The organism is Spiroplasma endosymbiont of Thecophora atra (genome assembly GCF_964019735.1).
Taxonomy (GTDB): domain Bacteria; phylum Bacillota_I; class Bacilli_A; order Mycoplasmatales; family VBWQ01; genus Spiroplasma_E; species Spiroplasma_E ixodetis_A.
This window is the reverse complement of record NZ_OZ026464.1, coordinates 1,159,806-1,182,249: the sequence shown is the minus strand read 5'-3', so window position 1 is coordinate 1,182,249 and position 22,444 is coordinate 1,159,806. Positions and strand designations below refer to the sequence as shown.

Below are 22,444 nucleotides of genomic sequence, written 5' to 3'. Positions count from 1 at the left end.
TTTCAAATAAATGCTATTGGTCAAGAAATTCCTAATTTAGAAACTACTAATAAAACTATTGTTGGCGCTATTAATGAATTAAAAGAAAAAATAAAAGATAAAAAATTTTCAAATGATTATTTTAAATATAATACTGAAACAAATGAAATTGCATTAAATGATGAAGAAAATTTATTACTTTGTAAAGATTTATTAGAAAATAATGAATATAAATTATTAAAAACTCAAAATAAAAAATTATTACAAGCCATTAATGAAATATTAGAAAAACAACCAACTCCAACTCCAAGTATAAATAATTGAAAAGAAGTAGGAACAAGAGAGAAAAATAAATGAGATAATTGACAAATTACTTATGATTTTCAAGACAATAAACATTATAGAGTTTATTATTCTTGAAGTATATATAATCCAGTTTATACTATTCAAGAATTTATTATAACTGATAAAAAAATTGCTGGTGTACAAATACAAACATTTAATGATAGTGCTAATATAGTAATTTTATCAGTTCAACATGCAAAATTAATTACTATTTATACTGGAAAAGGTAATTTAAAAGGTAATGTATGAAAATTAGAAGAATTACAGGAATAATATTATGTTTTTTAAAATAATGCTGAGTTATACTTGTAAGTGCAAGTAAATAAAATTGCAAAAAATTCTCATATAAAAATTTCATAATGCTAAATTTAGTTTAGAAAAAAGTAAGGAGTTTTTATATGAGTTATAAACATCTTGGCATAGATGAAAGGATTTATATTGAGAATCAATTGAAATTTAAATTTAAAATTAGTGAAATAGCTAAAAATCTTAATCGAAGTATTAGTACTATTATTCGAGAAATTAATAGAAATAAAGATAATAATCATTATTTTTCATTAATTGCACAAAATAAAGCTGAAAATCGAAAACAATCACATATTAGTTTTCATAAGTTTAAAAATAAGAATTTAGTAAAATATGTACAACAAAAATTACTATTAGGTTGATCACCTGAACAAATTTATGGCAGAATTAAAAATTTTCATAAAGAGTGAGTTATTAGTTTTAAAACAATTTATACTTGAATTTATTTTGGAATGCTTGATAAAGTTACTAGTAAAAATTTAAGAAGAAAAGGTAAAAAACGAAAATCTAAAGAAAATCGTGGCAAGTTTAATGGTAAATCAATTAAAGAACGAGATATAAATGTTAATGATCGTATAACACTTGGTCATTGAGAAGGAGATACTATAGTATCATCACGAGGTAAAAGCAAATCATGTTTAATAACTTTAGTTGAAAGAGTATCACGATTTACTTTAGCAATATTAGTTAAAAACAGAACTACTAAAGTTATTAATAAAAATGTTAGTTATTATTTATCAATTCTTCCTAAAAACATTGTTAAAACTATTACTTTTGATCGTGGCAAAGAATTTTCAAATTGACAACAACTTGAAAAAAATTTAGATATAAAAATTTATTTTGCCAATCCATATTCACCTTGACAAAGAGGTACTAATGAAAATACTAATGGTTTAATTAGAGAAAAATTTCCTAAAAAATTTATTTTTTCAAAAACTAATAAAAATGAAGTTCATAAATTTATATTGTCTTTAAACCAAAGACCAAGAAAAATACTAAATTATCTTTCACCAATCGAATATTTGGATAGAAAAATAATTTAGTTGCACTTACCTTTACAATTTAGCTAATAAAAATTATTTTAGGTTTAATTGGAATGTTATTATCTTCTGCTGTTGCTGGTTTAATTATATTTATTATTGTAAAAATTGTATTAAAAATTAATCAAATATTTTAGAAAGGTGGTGATTAATATGGATACTACAACAATTATTATAGTTGCTAATTTATGTATTAATGGAGGTTATGTTTTAATTAAATTAGGAAAAGCATTAGTTGCATTTGGTAAATCTTTAACAGACTCTAATAAAAAAGAAATTAAAAAACAAAATAAAATTAATAAATTACAAACTAAATTAAATTCTATTAATAAACAACCAGAAGTTAAAAGTATTTATTTATAAACTCATATGATTATAATCTCAATTTAATGAAGCATTATCATAATTTAATGGTACTTCACTCATATTATCACTACCATAATATTGACTTGCAGTTTCACTATTAATAGTAAATCTATTATCATTAATTAATCTTGTAGTTTCATTATTAAATGGTGTTTCTTGCATTTCTTGATTATGATGTATAGTTTCAATAGGTAATAAATTATGAATTATTTCACTTGCACCAGCAACTATGGTAGGTACTGCATAAGCATTCATAAAATCATTATTTATACCCATTGCTACACCACTTGAAATTAAACAACCACCAGTAGCCATATTACAAATTTTTCTTATTGTTTCAAATTTATTAGGTATTAATTCAGTAATACCAGCAACTAAATTAGCAATACCATATGAACTTAAAGATATATAAGTATCTCAATCCATTAAATGATTATCAGTAGTATTAGGATTACTAAATAATAAATCTGGTGGAAATGGGTCTACTGTTGTAGTTGTGGTCGGACTTTCAGTTGGATTAGGATTAATATCAACATTGGTAAATTTACTATAATTAACTAATCCAATTGTTCCTAACCCTAATAATATTTTCTTACTTGAATTTAATATTTTCTTTTTAGTACTTGGCATTTGATTTAAATTTCATATATCAATCCCTAATTTTTTACTAAATAATAAAGCATTAATACTTCCTAATATTGGATTTCCTATTAATTGACCATAGTAGGCAGAAGTTCCTATCATTGCTGATAATGGTGATATTCCAGTTCTTATTAATTTTAATAAAGTATAATTTGATTGTGAGTTTTCTGTATTTGGCATTTTCTATTCTCCTTTTATAAATTTAAATTGCATATTTCCAATAGTATCTCTATTATTACCAACTATAATTAAATATCCAGTTTGATTATTTTCTAATATTCATGAATAAAAAATATCTTGTGGATATAATTTTGGATATAAATTTAATGCTAATAAATAACATAAAGCATCTTCTTTATTTTTTAATAATCCAACTGTTGGACATTTTATTTCTTTAGGACTTTTATCATTATAAAATCATTCAGTTCTAATATTTCTCATTATTTCACATCCTTTTATGAACTCATCAGCACCGTATTTAACGGTGGACTATAGAATTATAATGTTATCCAAATTTTAATAATTCTATAGTTTCGTTCTGTATAGAGATAAAATCTCTGTTATAGTTAGGACTTACATTGACATATTTTAAGCAAGAATAAAAAATAGGGAATAGGAGTCAAAAAGGGTATATGTCAAATGCCTATCATTTTCTTTAATCTTTTATTATTGCTATTGCTCCTAAAATAAGAACAACTAATCAAAATAATGATATTATTGCCACTGGTGTACTAACTATTACTATTAATAAAATCCCTCATCAAGGCATTAAATAACCTCCTTTCATTATCAAATTCTCCTAAATTTCCTCAACTCTTTAGACTTCATTTGTTGAGTAATTCTAATCAGCAACTATAACAGTGTTTATCTATAGAATTTTCTTTTACTTTATTGCATATAGAACATTTATTGTCATATATCATATTTATTCGCCTTATTACACTTCAAAATTTTCTATAATTTCTTCTTCTTTTTCTAATTCTTGTAATTTAGATAAAGCAGAATTTATATCAGTATTATCAATATTATTATTTGAATCAATAATTTTAACTTCAACATGATTATTATTACTTGGATTATCAATATATATTTTTTCTGTTTCAGTAATAATTGCTTGGTCATTTTCATAAGCAGTTTGCATATCAACTGACATAATTCCTCATTTTCTTAATAATTGAGTAAGTACAGTTTTTAATGCCATTGCTTCAAAACTACTAACAATAAATTTTTTATTTTTTTTATAAGTTTCTGAATAAGTATTAAAATGTTCTTCTATTTGTTCTTTTGACATATATAAATATTTTCTTTAATTTGTTTGATTGTTAATTCATTTTTTATTTCATTAAATGGTTTCATTTTTATTTTCTCCTTTAAAATATTTTGTTTTTGCATTCATTCATTCAATTATTAATTCATTTGTTATTTCTATTTTTATTTCTTGCTGAGTATTTTTATTAGTTAAATAAACATAAGTTTTATAAGATGGAATTATGCCATTATCAAGTAACATACAATAATAAGCAGTTAATTGTAATTTAATTCTTTTTAATTTATCATCATCAATATAAGCATAAGTTTTATAATCTATTAAATAATACTTATTCTTTTTTTTATCTAAATAAACTAAATCTGGTGTTCCAGCAATTAAATTATCAGCAATAGGTTTTTCTATAATAAATTCATAATTATTTTTATCTTTAAATTTTTCTTTTAAAAACATAAGTGATTTTTTATAATAAGAATAATTTATTGAATTTGTTACTGGTTTTAATTTTTTTAATAAATTATTAATAATATTTTCTTGATTAATATTTTGTAAATATAATTCATTAAGTTTATGAACTCATTTACCACGAACTGAAGCATTTTTTAATACTTCTGGTGATATATGACTATAGCCAAAACCTAAATAATTATCAATAATTCTAGAAACTGATATTAATTCTTTATTGTCAATAAAATATTGATGAGTTTCTTTTTTAAAAATTAATTTACTCATATTTTTTTCTACCTATTAATAATCAAAAACATTTATTACATAATCTATTACCAAAAGAAGATTGTTTTCTACATTTATCACAAGAACCATTCATTCTATATTCTCTACATTCCATAAATATTTTTCCTTTCATTAATTAAGTTTTTTATTTAATTCCTTATTATTTAAATTTATGTCTAATTCCATTATTAATATTTCATATTTTTCAATATAAGCATCTTTGAATAAATGATGTTTATAATTTCTATGAAAGTTGGTAGCATTTTCTACTGTTGAAAAAGCCTTATATTTTATTTGACCTGTATAATTAACTTCATATTTTAATAAGTAAATATATTTCATATTTATTTTTCTCCTTTTAAATTTTTATTGTGTTATGATATTGTTAATGAGGTATGTATTTATATATAAAACCCCTATTTTTTTAAATAATACAAATGTAATTATTAATTAGATTAATGGGTTCTTTACTGAGCCATAATAAGGCTATTCAAATTAATCTATAATTACATTAAGCGATACAGTGTAACATTTTAACTTGCTTAACATTAAATGCTCTTTTATACTGATATAGAAGTATTTACATTTCGTACTCACTATTTGACTTCTACGACAGTTTTATGAAGTTTTAATCTTTTAACAAAAAAAGAACGATAGTTATATCGTTCTTTGTTATTTCTAAATCTATCTATTAAATTAATGCGCCCACATATTAAAAAAATCTTGTAATTTATTAAAAATCTAATATAATAATAGTTGACATAAAGAAAGTAGTTTTTACGCTCACCTGATAACTAAGTTGTTATAGGTTCAATGCTTTAAATTTTTATTTTTAAAATAAAGTTTTGTAGTGGTGAGTGTGCGTTTTAGCACACTTTTATTTATGCAAATTAAAGGAGGTATGTATGGCTTTTAAAAATAATGATAATTTATGAAATAGTAATATTCCCTTTTATGAATTTTTATTAATTGGTAATGATGGTACTAATTATGGTTTAATGAAAAAAAATGATGCTTTAAAAAAAGCAGAAGATTTAGGATATGACCTATTATGTATATCACCAAATGCTAAACCACCTGTTTGTAAAATGTTTAAATTTGATACATATCGTTTTGAACAACAAAAAAAGGAAAAAGAAGTTAAAAAAGCACAAAAATTAACAATTGTTGAAGAAAAAGAAATTCGACTAAGTGTTGTTATTGATAACAATGACATTAAAACAAAGGCAAATAAGGCTCGTAAATTTCTAAGTAATGGTAACAAAGTAAAAGTTACATTAAAATATCGTGGTCGTGAATTACATAATCCTGAAACAGGATTTGAAGTAATTACAAAATTTTATAAAGAATTAGAAGATATTTGTATTTATGATAAAAACTTTGATAAAAAAGAAAAAAATATACAAACTATTTATCTTTTTCCAAAAAAGAAAAATTAAGAAAATTAACAATAGGAGGTAAAATATGCCAAAAATGAAAACAAAAAAAGCTTTAAAAAAAAGAATTAAAGTAACAGGAAGTGGTAAATGAATGCGTAGTGGTGCTTTTGTTTCTCACTTAGCTCAAAATAAAACAACAAAACAAAAACGTCAATTACGTGGGTGAAGTGAAGTATCTGCTTCTGACTATAAGCGTTTAAAAGATTTAATTTAGGAAGGTGACAAAATAAATGGCTAGAGTTAAAGGCGGTTATACAACTAATCATCGTCGTAAAAAAATACTAAAAGCAGCAAAAGGATATTATGGAGCAAAACATAGTTTATATCGTACAGCAAATGAACAAGTAATGAACTCATTAGCATATGCTTATCGTGATCGTAAAAATTGTAAACGTGAGTTTCGCAAGTTATGAATTCAAAGAATTAATGCAGCTGTTCGTAATTATGATTTATCATATTCACGTTTTATTGATGGCTTAAATAAAGCTAATATTAATCTTAATCGTAAAATATTGTCTGAGTTATCAATTAATCAACCAGAAGAATTTGAAAAATTAGTTTTGGCATCAAAATCTGCTTTAGCAAAATAATTAATTGCAAAATTTTATATAAATTAAAAACACTTGAAATAAATTAAATTTATTATAAGTGTTTTTAATTTATAAAATTATGATAAGTTTTAGAAATGTATTTAATATAAATTTCAAAGAATATTTTTTTATCACAAACTTTGTTTTATAATATATTTAATGGTAAAATTAAAAAATAAATTCGCTTCTTAGTATAAAAATAAGAAAGAAATTTAAAAAAGAGGGGGGCCATTATGCAATTTGTTTTTCTTGGATTTTTTGATGGTAATCCACAAGCAGTTATTAATCCTTTATTTGGTATGTATTATTGAATTGGCTTATCTATATCATTATTCTTGATAATTAGTTTATTTATTTTTAAAAGGTTTTATGCTAATTTAAGTAAGTGCTATAGTTTTAAATATAGTTTAGGTATTTTTCAAATACTTTTATATATTAGTTTTTATATTGTTCATGGATTGAATGGAGATAATTATCAATGGTATGATTATTTTCCTTTTCAATTATGTTCGGTATTAAATATTACTAGTGGTATACTATTAATTATTCCTAATAAAAGTTTATTTAATATTACTTTTCCTTTAATTGGTCCTGTTATTTTGGCATTTTTATTACCAGATAAAACAAAATGAGTTTTTGGTCCACAGCATTTTCTTTATTGAAATTATTATTTTATTCATATTATTATTCTTTTTTCTTATTTACTTTTATATTTATATTGTCATATTGAATATGACAAAATATATATCAAAAAAAGTATATTATATTTAACTTTATTTGGTGGTGGTGTTTTTATTTTTAATACTTCCTTTGGTACTAATTACTTATTTATTGGAAATACCGGTTATACAGCAAGTTTTGGTAAAAAAGTATTAGACACTTCAGTGTGGTTACCAATTTTACGTTTTACATTTATGTCTGTTGTTGGTATTTCATTACTAGTTTTAACATATATTTTTATTATAAAAACTTTATCTCCTTTTTATTTAGAAAAAGGAACAAAAATTAATCCTATTTACAAAGATAAAAAATCATTAATTACAAAATTTTATAAAAAATTAAATTTAGAAGATAAAAAAATAATGAAATCTTAATTAATAATTAAAAAAAGAAAGTGAGTTAATTATGTTAAATTCAAAACAATTTTCAACAATTATCCAACTTCAAAATGAGTTAGATAAAAAAATAATTATTAATCGCGGTGTTAGCGATATTAAAACATTAAATTCTAGATTTTTAGCACTTTTAGTTGAATTAGGTGAATTTGCAAATGAACAAAGATGTTTTAAATATTGAAGTTCAAAACCAAGTAGTGAAAAATCAGTAATGCTTGAAGAATATATTGATAGTCTTCATTTTATTCTTAGTATCGGTAATAGCCTTAATATTGATTTTCAAAATTTTAGTTTTTCAGAAAAAACAAATTATCAAGATCTTAATCTTGCATTCATTGATTTATTTGCTTTTGTTACAACTTTTTTTAAATCAAAATCAAGTAATGATTTTTTTGAATTATTAAATATTTATTTTACAATTGGTAAAAAATGTAACTTTAATAGTGAAGACATTATTTCTTGTTATATTTATAAAAATGAAATAAATCATTTACGACAATCACAAAATTATTAATGGAAATAAGTGATCGTTTTATTTAGGAGATTAAAATGACTAATGTTAAAATTTTCAATTATAATAATACAAAATGAGAATACATTATTACATATAAACAACAAAAACATATGTATTTAAAAGTGCGCAACGATCAAATTATTATTAGTGCTCCATTTTTTATGCAAGAAAAATTAATTGAAGATTTCATTTTAAAAAGTTTACCTAAAATTTTAAAAAAGAAAACTATATTAAAACCTAATATTGTTATTAATAATAATGACAGTTATCTTTATTTTTTAAGTAAAAAATATAAATTAATTATTAAGTATCATTCAAAAAAAACCATTATTTATTTTGAATTTAATAATTTGGTAGTATGCACAAATATTCAAGATGATAAGCAAATATTAATTAAAATTCAAAAATTTTTAAAAGAAGAGTCAAAAAATATTTTTATGAGTCGTTTACAATATTGATCAGAAATTATGAATATTGAGTTTTCAGTACTAAAAATTCGTTCGATGTTAAATAAATGAGGTGTTTGTCAACCAAATACTAAAATCATTACACTTAATTATAAATTAATTCATTTTGATTATGCTGTAATTGATTATGTTATAATTCATGAGTTAACGCATATAATTCATGCTCATCATAAAAAAACATTTTGAAATTTTGTTGCTCAATATTGTCCAGATTTTCAAGATTGTCAAAAAATATTAAAACAAGGAGTTATGGATGAAACAAATAACCTCACTTAAAAATCCAATAATTCAAGAATTAGTTTTATTACATGAAAGAAAACATCGCAATGTTAAAAAAAAGTTTTTAATTGAAGGAGAACATTTAATTAGTATTGCATTATTAAAAAAAAGATTACTTGCAGTATATGTTGATGAGAAGTATTTAGACAAATATGCAAATTTATTAAAAGATTGTAATAATATTGAAGTTACTATTGTAAATAGTATGATTATTAAAAAAATTTCACAACAAAAAACACCACAACCAATAATTGGCGTTTGTAATATTGTTAAACCTTTAAATTATTTTTATTCTTCTCATATTATTCTAATTGATACAATTCAAGATCCAGGTAATTTAGGAAATATTTTACGCAGTGTTACTGCTTTTAATATTTCTGAAGTATATTTATCGAATGAAAGCGTTGATTTATATAATCACAAAGTAATTAGTGCAAGTCAAGGAGCTATTTTTTATACTAATGTGTATTATGAAAATTTTGATCAATTTTTATTAAAAGTAAAAAATGCAAATTATATGATTTATGGTACATTTCTACATGAAGATAATAGTACTAATTTATTTGAAATTACCTTTAAGCAAAAGAATGCTTTTTTATTTGGCAATGAAGGACAAGGCATTAATAAAAAGTATAAAGATAAAATTAATAGTAATATTTTTATTCCAACTTCTTTTAATGTTGAATCATTAAATTTAGCAACAAGTATAGCAATAGTAACGTATTGCTTATTTACTAGTAATATATTAAAATAAATTATACTTATTTTGAATTATAAAAATTTAATTATACATATTAACAAATTAATGGAGGAATAGAATGTTAGCGGTTAACGATTTAAAAAAAAGATTAGAAATTATTAGACAGCAAGCATTTAATAATATTGATGAAGTTGCTGATTTACATAAATTGCAAGTTTTAAAATCACAATATTTAGGTAAAAATTCGGATATTAATAATATATTAAAATCTTTAGAAAAGTTTCCTCATAATTTTAGAATTGAAATTGGTCAAGCAGCTAATAAATTAAAAAAAGAAATTAATGAATATATAATAAAAAAATTTAATGAAATTGAGAAAGATAACATTAATGAGCGTCTTAAATCTTCAGAAATTGATTTAACATTACCGGGTATTGATTTTAATATTGGTCACATCAATCCTCTATTAAAAGCTGTTACCGAAATATCTGAAATTTTTAAAAATTTGGGTTATCAAATCATTAGTGGTAATGAAGTAGAAAATGAAGAATATAATTTTAATCGCTTAAATTTACCATTTGATCATCCAGCAAGAGATATGCAAGATACTTTTTATCTTGAAAATAATAATGACAAACTTAATCGTTGATTATTAAGAACACACGCTACAAATATGACTGCACGCATTCTTAGCGAGCAAGATAAAAATTCAAAAGAAACCACGGCTATTATTAGTTTAGGAAATGTTTATCGAAAAGATGATGATGATGTTACTCATTCTCATCAATTTATGCAAGTTGATGGGTTTTTAGTTGGTTCTAACATTACTTTTGCAAATTTAAAATGAACATTAAATTATTTTTGTCAGCAATTTTTTGGTATGGAAACTAAAACAAGATTACGTCCTAGTTATTTCCCATTTACGGAGCCTTCAGTTGAAGTAGATGTAAGTTGTCCAAAATGTAATACAGAAGGTTGTTCATTATGTAAGTATACTGGTTGAATTGAAGTTTTGGGTGCTGGTATGATTCATCCAAATGTTTTTATTGCTGCTGGTTTAGATGAAACAACAGCAGGTTTTGCCTTTGGTGTAGGCATTGAAAGAATTACTATGATTAAATATGGCATTGACGATATCAGATTATTTTATAATAATGATTTTCGATTCTTAAAACAATTTTAAAAATTAAAAGGAGTATAAAATAAAATGATAGTTTCACGTAAAATCATTTCGCAGTGATTGAATATTAATAGCATTAAAGATTATGAAATCGTTGATGCTTTAAATAGTTTAGGTTTTGAGGTTGATCAAGTAAAAAATTTAATGTTTAGTAATACAAACTTAGTTGTTGGTCAAATTACTAAAATTACCAAACATCCTAAATCGAATAAATTAAATATTTGTGAAGTAACAGTAGGTACTGAAATGTTAACTATAGTTTGTGGTACACCAAATGTAGTTATTGGTATTAAAGTTGTTGTAGCAAGGATAGGAAGTGTTTTAGGTAATGGTCTTACTATTGTTGAAAGAACAATTCAAGATGTTGTTTCTTCAGGAATGCTTTGTTCATTAACAGAATTAGGATTAAGCGGTATTGTTCAGAATAAAGAAGAATTAAGTGGTATTATTCATTTACCAGATGATGCAATGATTGGTAATATTAATCCGTTACAATATTTAAATTTAGATGATACAATTTTTTTTATTGATTTAACAGTAAATCGTAGTGATTGTTTGGGGATTTATAGTATTGCTAGAGAATTAAGCGGGTATTTTAAAATTCCTTTAAAAAACATGGAAGTTAGTAGTATAGGAAAATTTGATAATAAAAGTCAAGTTAGCGTTCTTAATGGTAAAATTCAAGCTTTAGCAACATTAAAGATTGAATTTGATGATAAATCTGTAATAACACCAATTTGAATTAGAAGAACACTACAACTTGCAAATATTGTACCCAAAACTTTATCAGAAGATATTATTCATTTAGTAATGTTAGAATTGGGTCAACCCTTAATTACTTTTAGTGCTGATATTTTAAAAAAACCATCTTTAAATATTTCACCTAAATCATACCCAGAAGGTAATTTGCAAATTAAAGAGGGCGATATTTTATTACACGATAAATATTTGGCTTTTAGTGTTTTAGGAGTTAGTCATAATATTGAATATGAAGTTAAACCAAGTTCCAAAGAAGTTTTTATATTTTCAATTAATCCTGATGTTACCTTAATGAGTAAACAAGCAAAACGACATGGTGCTCTTATTAATACATTATTAGAACGTTTAACAAGACCAGTTGTTCCTGACTATTATTTAATTGCTTTACAACGTTATTTGTTTATTTTAGGACAATTGCAAGTTAAATATGAAATTACCGGTTTTAGTAATGATGTTCCTTATCAAGTTAAAACAAAAGTGATTAACTTTAATTTTAATTTTATTAATAAAATTTTATGTACAAAATTTGAGGTTAATGAAATAATTAATTATTTGACTATTATTGGTTGTCAAATTGAAATTGATGCAAAAAATCAAGAAATTTTAAAAGTAACAGTTCCTAATCATCGTAGTGATTTAAATAACGCTAATGATTTTAGTGAAGAAGTTGCCAGAGTATTTGGATATGATAAATTACCAGTTATTAAACCACAATTTAATGTATCATTTAAGTCACCAACAGCATTGGAAAATTTAATGATGAAATGAAGACAACATTTAACAAGTTATGGTTTTAATCAAGTAAAAACATATAGTTTAACAAGTATGCAGAGATTAAATGATTTTAATTTTTTTAAATATAAAATACCTATAAAATTAGAAGCACCGTTGACATTAACAAGAGAAGTTATGCGTTTTAGTTTGACAGATAGTTTATTAAGAATTTGTCAATATAATTATGCACGTAAAGAAACACAATTAAAAATTTTTACTGATGAAACTATTTATACAGGTGATGAAACTGATGATAATCATCATTTAGCTTTTATGATTATGGATAATTTTTGACCAAAAATTAATGCTAATAAAATTACTAATAGTACTTATTATTTTATTAAAGGTTTTTTAGATGGTTTTTTAGCAAAAATTATGCCAAATTTATTTAACTCTATTGTTTATAAAAATAATAATAATTCTTTAATGCATCCGTATTTAAGCGCAGATATTTTTTATGAGCAAGAACATATTGCTACTATTGGCGCACTGCATCCACAAACTGAAAAAATAATGAATGTTGAAAAAATATTCTTAGCAGAAATTAATTGTAGTAAGTTAGTTAAAATCATAGAAGAACAACAAAAAGTAGTTTCTAAATTTAAGCTTTGATCAAAATTTAATGCTTTAAGTCGTGATATATCAATTATTGTTAATAGCGATATTCAATTTTCTGATGTAAAAAATGCTATAATGTTTGCAAATATTGATTTTTTAGAACAAATATCTTTGGTAGATTTTTATAATGATGAAAAATTAAAATCACAACATCAACACTCATTAACTTTTAATTTGAAATTTAATAGTCAAGAAGAACAATTAGATGAAACAAAAGTAAGTGGACAAATAAGTAATATTCAAGAAATATTAAAGAAAAAATTTCAAGCAATTATTCGTTAAAAATATAACAAAATATTAAATAATAACATTAATATATTTTTTTATTATATTAAATTTTAAATTGGGTGAGATGATATGAAAATGTTAAACAAAGATAATTTAAGCTTTTATAAAATGGCATTATTATTTATGATTCCAATTTGTGCACAATCTTTAATTGAAACATTAATAAACTTAATGAATAATTTTGTGGTTGGTCAATTTGGAAATGATGATGCTATTGCCGGAGTTGCATCATCAAGTAATATTTATGATATGGTTTGATATATCTTTTTTGCTATTGTTGCTACTGGTAATATTTTTACTGCTCAATATTTAGGTATTAAAGATAAGAAGAAAATTCAAGAAACTACTAATATAAAATTATTTTATACTTTAATTTTTTGAATATTTTTTGTTGTAATATTAGAATTATTTAGTAAACAAATTATGGGAATAATTCTTGGTGCTGAAGATAATTCTCATCAAAATGCTATTGGTATTGCTGAAGAATATAGTAAATTAATTGCTTGAAATTACCCATTGTTAGGTTTTGCTTTTATTATGTCAATTACTATGAATACATGTGGTAACGTTAAAACACCATTGATAACTTCTATTTGTTCATTACTCTTAAATACATTTTTAGTTTGTATTTTATCATTACCATATAGTGGGGGACCACAATTAGGTATTGAAGGATTAGCAATAAGTTTAATTATTTCAAGAGCAGTAGAATGTTTTATATTGTTAGGTTATTTAATTTATAAAAAACCAATTTATGCTCCTAATTGAAATATTTTTAAATTTACAAAAGATTTACATAAAAAATATATTATTACTTTTATTCCTTTATTTGCTAGTCAAGTATTATTTGGTGTTTCAGTAGTAATGTTAACAGCTTTATATTCTCATTTTGGTGATACTGAAGTTGTTGCCGGTGTGCAAATTGTTGGTAGTGTTGTTGCTATTTTTTATTCTACTTTTAGGGGATATAATGCTTTAGTTGGCTATGCTGTTGGTAGCAAGTTAGGTTCAGGAGAACTAGTACTGGCTAAAGAAAATGCTAAGAAGATATTAAAATTGAGTTTTGCTATTTCAACTGTTATTGCTTTAATTATTTTGGGTAGTGCTTTTTGAGTTCCAAAAGTATTATTTCCAAATTTATCTAATAATGCTATGAAACTTGCAGTTTGATATATGGCTTTTTCAGCAGTAACTTATTTTTTCATTAATATGATGCAACCATTATTTAGTTTTCTTTATGCTGGTGGCTATACTTTAATTATTAGTATTGCTGATCTATTTTTAATTTGATTTATTGATATTTTTATTACTTTTGCTTTATTGCAGTGAACTGACTTAAGTATTAAAATGGTAATTATGATTTCGTGTTTAAGTAAATCAGCTGATTTTATTTGTGCTTATGTATTTTATAAAATAATTCCTTGAAATAAAAATATTATTAATTCTAAAGTAGAAAGTGTACCTCATCCGACATTTGAACCACATGGATAATATAAAAATCCCTTTTTAATAATAGATTTATTTTAATAACTCTGTTTAAAAAATGTTAAAAAAATTCTATTATATTTTAGCAAATAAATTCATATTTATCGTTTTATTTTTATTGTATTTAATATACAATTATTATAGTTACTGGTGTGATTTTAGAGGATGGTAGAAGTAATGATTTTTTTATTTTTAGTTATAATTAAACTTTTATAATAATTAAATTTTAAATAACGAAATAAATACGGACATTAAAAATTTTGACATACCTTTATTATAAGAAATTTTTATTTTTTGAAAGAATTTTAAAAAATAAGTTTAAGTAAATATATAAAAATAGTAATAACACCAGAACTAATAAAATCATTTTGGAATTAAAAAAGAAATTAAGAAATAATAAAAAAATAAAAAAAGCATGATTGTTTTAACATTTTTTTATTTTTTTATAAGAAGGAGAAAGAAAATGTTAAAGTTTATAAGAAAATTTTATAATAAGTATCTTAAAAAGTACTTTAAAAAGAAAAATAAAGAATTACAAAAAATAAGAAAAGAAATTCTTTATATAGAAGAAGAGATGAAAAAACTAAAAGAAGATAATATTTTTTTATTTAATACTATTAAAATGTTATTAAATTATCAAAATAGTTCAATTGATAATCCTTTATATTTTAATCAAGATGATCATATTTATGAAGAAATAAAAGAAAAAGCTATTTTTGAAAAATTTATTTATGAAAATGTAAAAGATGAAACAACTTCATTGAGTTCAGTTGGTAATAATGTTCCTCCACAATTACCACCAAGAAATAAAACAAGTGAAAATAATATGAAAGTAATGACAGAAGAAATTAATGAAATTAAACTATCAAATATTACAAAAAAAGTAGAAGAACAACCTATATATGAAAAAATAAATACCGATTCAATTTATGATGAAGTTAAATCAAATATTAAACCATTTTGTCGTTCTATTTCTTAGGAGGGCAAAATTATGAAAAAAATATTAAGTATATTTACAATAAGTATTTTAGCATCATTACTTTTCACAAGTAACATTATTAATATTGATAGTAATAAAACGGATAATAATGTTGTTAATAAAAATTCCTTACTACCAAAAAAAGAATCAACAAATGAGCCCTTAACTCATTTATTTAATAATCAATATAATTATTTAATAAATAGTAATTGAATTACGAATCAATCAGATTTAGATCAAAAATTTTACAGTTATGATACAAATCATGCTAATTATAAGTTGAGCAATGATATTAATGCTAGAGAAGTTTTTTTGTTGATAATGATGGTAATTTAAATTATGATTCTACACTTATTTTAGAAAAGGATAAGTTAAATATTGAAAATACAAAACAAGAAATGATTAACTATAAAAAAGTGACAAAAACTAAAGATAAAAAAAATATATCTAATGAAAGTATTTATGATAATAATTATTTTGAAGGTGATAATAATGATTGACAATATATTCAATTTGGAGGATTAAATAGTCATATTGATATTTCAAATCAAGTAGGTGCTGATAAAGTTGAACACAGTAATAATCTAAATGAAACATTAGGTTTATACTATATTGTTAAAGCAGTACACGAAAATAAAATTACTAAAGGTGTAGCTGATAGTTTAGGAAAGGATTTTATTAGTAAAATTAGTATTAAAAATAGTTTTAATAAAAGTTTAACTAATGAGATTATTAATTTAATTGTTGATAAAGAAAAAGTTTATAAACTAATTAATGAATTGCCCTTTTCTAAAGATGCAAGAGATTATTCAATTAATTATATTTTTGATAAAGATAATAATTTAATTGAAATTTATTATCATAAATTTAATAATACGAATTTAAGTAAAAATATTAATATATTTAATTCTCAATCATTTGATGGAACTAATAGTTGAGAAGATTTTAAATCAGAAAACTACACTTTAATTAATTGAACAAAATATGCAAAAAGATGAGAAGAATTTTGTCTATTATGACCTAGCCTTTCATTTAATAATTCTTATATTAAATTAACTAATTCTAATGGTCCTGTTATTAACAATAATCTAAGTTTAATGACTAATAAAATTAATAAATCTATTCCTGAGTATATTGCTCCTCCATTTAATGATCCTGTAGTATTAAATAATGATACTTTTAATTTTAAGTTTGAAAATAATTTTTGAATTTTTATGGCTCAAAATCGAATTCATATATATTTATGTATATGGCATGATGATAATAATATTTATTGTCAATATGCAGGTCATAATTCTTCTCAGTTTTGTGCTAGTGGTAGTTCTTATGATATAAATTTGGAATCTATTACATTTCATAATTTATCTGATTCATCTGTTTTATTAAATAAAAAAATAGCAAATGAAAAAATTTATGCTTTGGGTGTTGATTCACAAAGTAATATTTTTAGAACACAAGAAGATAGAGTTTATAAACTTAGTACTACAGGAGTAGAAACTTTAATAGAAGGATTAGATGCTGGTAAAACTGCCAGAAATATAGTAATTGATAATGAAGATAATGTTTATGTTGGAACTGATTCTGGTTCTGTTTATAAAAGTGATGGAATACATAAATTTGAAAAAATTTTATTGCCAGATTCAATAAATTGAATATGAGCTTTAGCAGTTAATAAAAAAACCGGCATTGTTTATGTTGGAAATGATGATGGTGTATATAGCATTGATAAAAATAGTAACGTTAATCATATGTTAGGAACACATGATTATATTAATAGTTTAGCAATAGGTGAAGATGGTTCTGTTTTTGCTGGAGCTAATAATCATGGTAAAATTTATAAAAGTAATGGTGTAAATGATTTTCAATTAATTAAAGAACAAAATGATGCTGGATCAATAAAAAGTTTAGTCGTAGATACTATTGGAACTATTTTTGCTGGTTCTGATAATGGTAATATTTATCAAATTAATAGTGGAATGTATTCTAAAATTTTAAATACAGGTCATGAAATTAAACGATTAATTATTGATAGAGATGGTGTTTTGTTTGCTGGTGTTGATTCAAATCAAATATATAAAAAAGTAAAAAAATCATCTACTTTTTATAATATGTTAGGAATAGATAATGATAATGAACATATTCTTGCCTTAACAATTAATTCAGAAAACACTTTATATGCTGCAGGAACTGAAGGCATTTTGTATTCAAATAAAAATTTTAAGTAACATTTAAAATGTTACTTAAAATTAAATATATGCTGAGTTATACTTGTAAGTGCAAGTAAATAAAATTGCAAAAAATTCTCATATAAAAATTTCATAATGCTAAATTTAGTTTAGAAAAAAGTAAGGAGTTTTTATATGAGTTATAAACATCTTGGCATAGATGAAAGGATTTATATTGAGAATCAATTGAAATTTAAATTTAAAATTAGTGAAATAGCTAAAAATCTTAATCGAAGTATTAGTACTATTATTCGAGAAATTAATAGAAATAAAGATAATAATCATTATTTTTCATTAATTGCACAAAATAAAGCTGAAAATCGAAAACAATCACATATTAGTTTTCATAAGTTTAAAAATAAGAATTTAGTAAAATATGTACAACAAAAATTACTATTAGGTTGATCACCTGAACAAATTTATGGCAGAATTAAAAATTTTCATAAAGAGTGAGTTATTAGTTTTAAAACAATTTATACTTGAATTTATTTTGGAATGCTTGATAAAGTTACTAGTAAAAATTTAAGAAGAAAAGGTAAAAAACGAAAATCTAAAGAAAATCGTGGCAAGTTTAATGGTAAATCAATTAAAGAACGAGATATAAATGTTAATGATCGTATAACACTTGGTCATTGAGAAGGAGATACTATAGTATCATCACGAGGTAAAAGCAAATCATGTTTAATAACTTTAGTTGAAAGAGTATCACGATTTACTTTAGCAATATTAGTTAAAAACAGAACTACTAAAGTTATTAATAAAAATGTTAGTTATTATTTATCAATTCTTCCTAAAAACATTGTTAAAACTATTACTTTTGATCGTGGCAAAGAATTTTCAAATTGACAACAACTTGAAAAAAATTTAGATATAAAAATTTATTTTGCCAATCCATATTCACCTTGACAAAGAGGTACTAATGAAAATACTAATGGTTTAATTAGAGAAAAATTTCCTAAAAAATTTATTTTTTCAAAAACTAATAAAAATGAAGTTCATAAATTTATATTGTCTTTAAACCAAAGACCAAGAAAAATACTAAATTATCTTTCACCAATCGAATATTTGGATAGAAAAATAATTTAGTTGCACTTACCTTTACAATTTAGCATATTAAAAAAAGATTTTAATTAAAAAATGTTGGCTGTTATGATATAAAATTAGATTTTTTTAATGCTATACTTATTTATAAAGTTTAAAATAATATGAAAGGAAGCAATTATGAAAGTAATTAAGGTTAAAAATATTACTAAGTCATATAATGGTAATGTTGTACTGGGACCTATTAATTTAGAAATTGAGAGTGGTAGTTCTGTTGCTATTTTTGGTGCTAATGGTGCTGGTAAAACCACATTATGTGAGATTATTAGTAATACTAAAAATGCAAGTACAGGAGAAATTGAATATAACTTTAATAAAAAAGATATTCCATATGTTGTTGGAATAAATTTTCAAGATCAAGTTTATCCTAATTTTATAACAGTTAAAGAATTAATAAATTTTTATCATAAAATTTATTTAGATAAAATAAAACCCGAAATTTTTAATAGTATGTTAGATAAGTTTCAATTAAAAGAATTATACAAACGTAAAGTAAATAGTTTATCGGGTGGTCAAAGACAAAGAGTTAATTTATTTTTATCATTATTTCATCAACCAAAAATTTATATTGGTGATGAGATTTCAACTGGTTTAGATGTTAAAACAAGAATTGATATTATTAATTTTTTACAAGAACAAATTAGTTTGAATAACATTACTTTAATTTTAGTTAGTCATAACTTAGATGAAATCCAAGCTTTATGTAAACGTATTATTTTTTTAAAGGATGGTCAAATTATTGATGATACTACTGTTGTTGAAGTTACTAAAAAACATGGTTCATTATTAAAATATTATTTAGAAAAAACAGAAATATCATTAGAAATAACTACGAGAAAGGAAAAAAAATAATGCTAGCAATGTTTCAATTATTATTTGGTTATTTTAAGAAATCTTTCCATAGTATTTTCTTTGGCTTTATTTTCCCTATTATTATGTTAACAATTTTACTTGCTGTATTAACACCTGGTAACCCAAATGCTGCACAAACAGTATTACCGGGGTTAGTGATGTCAGCTTCACCAGTATTAGGAATTGTTACTTTATCAATGACATATTCTGATTTTAAACAATCAATAATTATTAAAAGAATTGGTGCAACACCATTAAAACCATGACAATTTATTAGTAGTATTTTAATATTTCATGTTATTTTAATTTTTATTGGTAGTTTTTGAACATTAGGAATTGGTGCAGCTTTATATCATAATCAGATTAATTGAGAACTAATTAATTGAGGTTATATATTACTAGCAATTCTGCTTTCATCAATTATGTGTTCAGCAGTAGGAATAATGGTTGGTATTCTTGCTTCTGATTTTAAAATTGCTAATGCTTTTGCTTTATTATTATATTTGCCAACATCATTTTTATCGGGTCAATATATTCCGTATGTAGCCATTAAAGGACAACCAGTTTTAGTTATTATTGCTAAAATTATTCCTTTTTCTTATCCCGTTTCTATTATGAATAGAGGATGAAATAATTATGGTACTCCAAATGATTTAATCAATGCAGCACTTTTTGATAATTACTGAATACCGATTTTAGTTAGTTTACTTTGAATTGGAGCATTAATATTTGGAGCAATTATGGCTTATAAATATCGACGTAAATAAGTAAATAAGAAAAAATATTTGTTTATAAAGAAATTATTTAAATTTTAAAAAATATTTACAAAATAAACAAGCCTAATTAGGCTTGTTTTGATTTATTTTTAAAAATTAATGATACTTAAATTTTGGTCATTTACTTCGGCTATCAAATCCTGAATTAGTAGCAAAAAGATCAAAATTATTAACTTTTTCTACATTTCATGCTGAAAGGTTCTGATTAATTTTTTTTGCATTTCAAAACATTCCCATCATATTTGTTACTTTTGAAGTATTTCACTTTGAAATATCTTGATTAAATTTTTTTGCATCATAAAACATATAACTCATATCTACTATATTTGATATATTTCAAGAAGATATGTTTTGATCAAATGTTAGATTATCAGCAAACATATTACTTAAAGAAGTAATTTTTGTTGGTAATTGATCTGGTACTTTTTCAACTATTCTTGGCATTTTAACAGCTTGAATTTCTCTAATTCCATTTTCAAAAAATCCGATTTGAATAATTTCTTTACTATCTATATTTGATAAATCTTTTTTATTTGTTTCTACTTTTGTTCCTGTTTTGTCAATATAAATTGTATCTTGTTGTATTTTATTTTGTGTAATATTAGTATTTTGTTTGATAGTGTTTAAGAAACTAGTTAAATTACCTGTGGTTGTTGCAAGTGTTAAAACACTTAATGTTTTGATTAATATTTTCATTAAGATCTCCTTTTTTGTTTTTCCCCAATAACTTCTTAAGTTTAAGAAGTTAATTTATATTTTAAGTCATTTAAAAATAAATGCAATAAGTGTTTAGTTTATGATAGAAATAAAAATATATAAATATTAGGAAAAAATTTTATGTTATTAGTAAGGTTAAATGTAATAAAAAAGTTATATAATATATTTTTTGCATACAATTTGTTTTTTTAAAAAAAAGATATTTTATGATATTATTAAATTAATTTAATAACTGTTAATTACTAGTATAGATAGTTTTACCTATTTAGTTTTTTTGTTTTAATTAAATTAATTTAATTAAAAAAATATTATATATTAGGTTTATTGCGTTTAAAGTCAAGTTTTATATTGAATTTATTAGAAAGAAGTTAAAATATGGCAAACGGCAGAGAAGTTATTATTACTAATAATTTAAATAATCCAAGTATAAAAAGTTTATTATTAATTGATGAATTTAGTAATAAAATTGGTGACGCATTACTTATTATTGATTTAGAAAAAAAAGAAGCTATTTTAGAAAGTATATTTATTGAAGAAAAATATCGTAAGCAACAATATGGTAGTTTACTTATTTACAAAATTTTTGAGATATGTCATAGCAATAATATCGAAAACCTTATTTTATTATCAGATCCAACTAATGTTACTGTCGGTGAATTTTATGAAAAATTAGGATTCACTTATGCATGAAATAAAAAAACTTTTTTTATGATTATGAAATTAATATACCTCATGCAATTTTTAATAAAAGAGATGATATTGAAAAGTGAAAAAATATTAAAATAAAAGAAATTTTTATTGATTTTGATAAGTCAAAATCAAAAGCTATAAATGATGAACAAAAGATATTAGAGGATAGTGAAATATTATCTAGTATTTTAGATGAAGTTTTAATACATGAAGAATCAA

Annotated in this window: 27 protein-coding genes; 19 read left to right on the top strand and 8 right to left on the bottom strand. The window is 22.6% G+C overall.

All coding sequences use genetic code 4. The features are described 5' to 3' along the window. Nucleotides 1-116: 116 nt before the first annotated feature. Entirely contained in the window at nucleotides 117-251 is a 135-nt protein-coding gene (locus AACL05_RS06680) for a hypothetical protein (protein ID WP_338985920.1), read from the bottom strand. A gap of 471 nt (nucleotides 252-722) precedes the next feature. On the opposite strand from AACL05_RS06680, the gene AACL05_RS06675 reads away from it, so the two are divergent. After that, the gene (locus tag AACL05_RS06675) at nucleotides 723-1,673 is read left to right on the top strand and encodes an IS30 family transposase (RefSeq protein WP_338960236.1); all 951 of its coding nucleotides are present in this window, start codon (nucleotides 723-725) and stop codon (nucleotides 1,671-1,673) included. A gap of 150 nt (nucleotides 1,674-1,823) precedes the next feature. Beyond that, complete coding sequence (locus AACL05_RS06670; RefSeq protein WP_338985918.1) at nucleotides 1,824-2,033, top strand: hypothetical protein; 210 nt, start codon at nucleotides 1,824-1,826, stop codon at nucleotides 2,031-2,033. Here the strand turns inward: AACL05_RS06670 and AACL05_RS06665 are convergent. From AACL05_RS06665 to AACL05_RS06640, 6 genes are all read right to left on the bottom strand, one after another. Continuing rightward, nucleotides 2,028-2,858, bottom strand: a complete 831-nt coding sequence (locus AACL05_RS06665) for a hypothetical protein (protein ID WP_338960927.1) — start codon at nucleotides 2,856-2,858, stop codon at nucleotides 2,028-2,030. The genes AACL05_RS06670 and AACL05_RS06665 overlap by 6 nt on opposite strands. A 3-nt stretch (nucleotides 2,859-2,861) precedes the next feature. Beyond that, a complete protein-coding gene (locus AACL05_RS06660) occupies nucleotides 2,862-3,119 on the bottom strand; it encodes a hypothetical protein (RefSeq protein WP_338960924.1) in 258 nt (85 codons plus the stop codon). A 496-nt stretch (nucleotides 3,120-3,615) separates the two neighbouring features. Then, complete coding sequence (locus tag AACL05_RS06655) at nucleotides 3,616-3,969, bottom strand: recombinase RecT (protein WP_338985917.1); 354 nt, start codon at nucleotides 3,967-3,969, stop codon at nucleotides 3,616-3,618. 51 nt (nucleotides 3,970-4,020) lie between these two features. Further along, nucleotides 4,021-4,677 carry a PD-(D/E)XK nuclease family protein gene (locus AACL05_RS06650; protein WP_338985915.1) on the bottom strand — a complete coding sequence of 219 codons (657 nt, stop codon included), beginning with the start codon at nucleotides 4,675-4,677 and terminating at the stop codon, nucleotides 4,021-4,023. Next, nucleotides 4,670-4,792: a hypothetical protein gene (locus AACL05_RS06645; RefSeq protein WP_338960913.1), complete on the bottom strand. Its 123-nt coding sequence runs from the start codon at nucleotides 4,790-4,792 to the stop codon at nucleotides 4,670-4,672. The genes AACL05_RS06650 and AACL05_RS06645 overlap by 8 nt, the downstream gene beginning before the upstream one ends. 17 nt (nucleotides 4,793-4,809) lie before the next feature. Next, nucleotides 4,810-5,019 carry a hypothetical protein gene (locus AACL05_RS06640; protein WP_338960911.1) on the bottom strand — a complete coding sequence of 70 codons (210 nt, stop codon included), beginning with the start codon at nucleotides 5,017-5,019 and terminating at the stop codon, nucleotides 4,810-4,812. A gap of 563 nt (nucleotides 5,020-5,582) precedes the next feature. On the opposite strand from AACL05_RS06640, the gene infC reads away from it, so the two are divergent. The 16 genes from infC (at nucleotide 5,583) to AACL05_RS06560 (ending at nucleotide 20,809) form a co-directional block, all read left to right on the top strand. Beyond that, nucleotides 5,583-6,116, top strand: coding sequence for a translation initiation factor IF-3 (gene infC / locus AACL05_RS06635; RefSeq protein WP_338960909.1), 534 nt, complete (start codon nucleotides 5,583-5,585; stop codon nucleotides 6,114-6,116). Nucleotides 6,117-6,141: 25 nt separating this feature from the next. Beyond that, nucleotides 6,142-6,330 (top strand): 50S ribosomal protein L35, encoded by a 189-nt coding sequence (gene rpmI, locus AACL05_RS06630; RefSeq protein WP_174480739.1) that lies wholly within the window; start codon nucleotides 6,142-6,144, stop codon nucleotides 6,328-6,330. Between the two features lie 16 nt (nucleotides 6,331-6,346). Continuing rightward, nucleotides 6,347-6,706: a 50S ribosomal protein L20 gene (gene rplT, locus AACL05_RS06625; protein ID WP_252320320.1), complete on the top strand. Its 360-nt coding sequence runs from the start codon at nucleotides 6,347-6,349 to the stop codon at nucleotides 6,704-6,706. Between the two features lie 233 nt (nucleotides 6,707-6,939). Continuing rightward, entirely contained in the window at nucleotides 6,940-7,800 is an 861-nt protein-coding gene (locus AACL05_RS06620) for a hypothetical protein (RefSeq protein WP_338985914.1), read from the top strand. Between the two features lie 31 nt (nucleotides 7,801-7,831). Next, complete coding sequence (locus AACL05_RS06615) at nucleotides 7,832-8,335, top strand: dUTP diphosphatase (RefSeq protein WP_338960903.1); 504 nt, start codon at nucleotides 7,832-7,834, stop codon at nucleotides 8,333-8,335. Between the two features lie 35 nt (nucleotides 8,336-8,370). Further along, the gene (locus AACL05_RS06610) at nucleotides 8,371-9,078 is read left to right on the top strand and encodes a SprT family zinc-dependent metalloprotease (protein ID WP_338960901.1); all 708 of its coding nucleotides are present in this window, start codon (nucleotides 8,371-8,373) and stop codon (nucleotides 9,076-9,078) included. After that, the gene (locus AACL05_RS06605; RefSeq protein WP_338960899.1) at nucleotides 9,056-9,835 is read left to right on the top strand and encodes an RNA methyltransferase; all 780 of its coding nucleotides are present in this window, start codon (nucleotides 9,056-9,058) and stop codon (nucleotides 9,833-9,835) included. The genes AACL05_RS06610 and AACL05_RS06605 overlap by 23 nt, the downstream gene beginning before the upstream one ends. Nucleotides 9,836-9,899: 64 nt before the next feature. After that, on the top strand, nucleotides 9,900-10,964 hold the full coding sequence (gene pheS / locus AACL05_RS06600) for a phenylalanine--tRNA ligase subunit alpha (protein ID WP_338960896.1): 1,065 nt from the start codon (nucleotides 9,900-9,902) through the stop codon (nucleotides 10,962-10,964). Between the two features lie 24 nt (nucleotides 10,965-10,988). Next, nucleotides 10,989-13,394 (top strand): phenylalanine--tRNA ligase subunit beta, encoded by a 2,406-nt coding sequence (pheT, locus tag AACL05_RS06595; protein WP_338960895.1) that lies wholly within the window; start codon nucleotides 10,989-10,991, stop codon nucleotides 13,392-13,394. Between the two features lie 75 nt (nucleotides 13,395-13,469). Next, nucleotides 13,470-14,891 (top strand): MATE family efflux transporter, encoded by a 1,422-nt coding sequence (locus AACL05_RS06590; RefSeq protein WP_338960892.1) that lies wholly within the window; start codon nucleotides 13,470-13,472, stop codon nucleotides 14,889-14,891. A gap of 457 nt (nucleotides 14,892-15,348) precedes the next feature. Next, complete coding sequence (locus AACL05_RS06585) at nucleotides 15,349-15,864, top strand: hypothetical protein (protein WP_338960889.1); 516 nt, start codon at nucleotides 15,349-15,351, stop codon at nucleotides 15,862-15,864. Nucleotides 15,865-15,876: 12 nt separating this feature from the next. Continuing rightward, the gene (locus tag AACL05_RS06580) at nucleotides 15,877-16,200 is read left to right on the top strand and encodes a hypothetical protein (protein ID WP_338960888.1); all 324 of its coding nucleotides are present in this window, start codon (nucleotides 15,877-15,879) and stop codon (nucleotides 16,198-16,200) included. Between the two features lie 62 nt (nucleotides 16,201-16,262). Next, the gene (locus tag AACL05_RS06575) at nucleotides 16,263-18,089 is read left to right on the top strand and encodes a hypothetical protein (protein ID WP_338960885.1); all 1,827 of its coding nucleotides are present in this window, start codon (nucleotides 16,263-16,265) and stop codon (nucleotides 18,087-18,089) included. 135 nt (nucleotides 18,090-18,224) lie between these two features. Beyond that, entirely contained in the window at nucleotides 18,225-19,175 is a 951-nt protein-coding gene (locus tag AACL05_RS06570) for an IS30 family transposase (RefSeq protein ID WP_338960236.1), read from the top strand. 135 nt (nucleotides 19,176-19,310) lie between these two features. After that, nucleotides 19,311-20,042, top strand: a complete 732-nt coding sequence (locus tag AACL05_RS06565; RefSeq protein ID WP_338960882.1) for an ABC transporter ATP-binding protein — start codon at nucleotides 19,311-19,313, stop codon at nucleotides 20,040-20,042. Nucleotides 20,043-20,125: 83 nt separating this feature from the next. Continuing rightward, entirely contained in the window at nucleotides 20,126-20,809 is a 684-nt protein-coding gene (locus tag AACL05_RS06560; protein ID WP_338985912.1) for an ABC transporter permease, read from the top strand. Nucleotides 20,810-20,914: 105 nt separating this feature from the next. Here AACL05_RS06560 and AACL05_RS06555 read toward each other — a convergent pair whose 3' ends face one another. Beyond that, the gene (locus AACL05_RS06555; RefSeq protein ID WP_338960878.1) at nucleotides 20,915-21,514 is read right to left on the bottom strand and encodes a BspA family leucine-rich repeat surface protein; all 600 of its coding nucleotides are present in this window, start codon (nucleotides 21,512-21,514) and stop codon (nucleotides 20,915-20,917) included. A gap of 396 nt (nucleotides 21,515-21,910) precedes the next feature. On the opposite strand from AACL05_RS06555, the gene AACL05_RS06550 reads away from it, so the two are divergent. Next, nucleotides 21,911-22,321: a GNAT family N-acetyltransferase gene (locus AACL05_RS06550; protein ID WP_338960875.1), complete on the top strand. Its 411-nt coding sequence runs from the start codon at nucleotides 21,911-21,913 to the stop codon at nucleotides 22,319-22,321. Nucleotides 22,322-22,444: the final 123 nt, after the last annotated feature.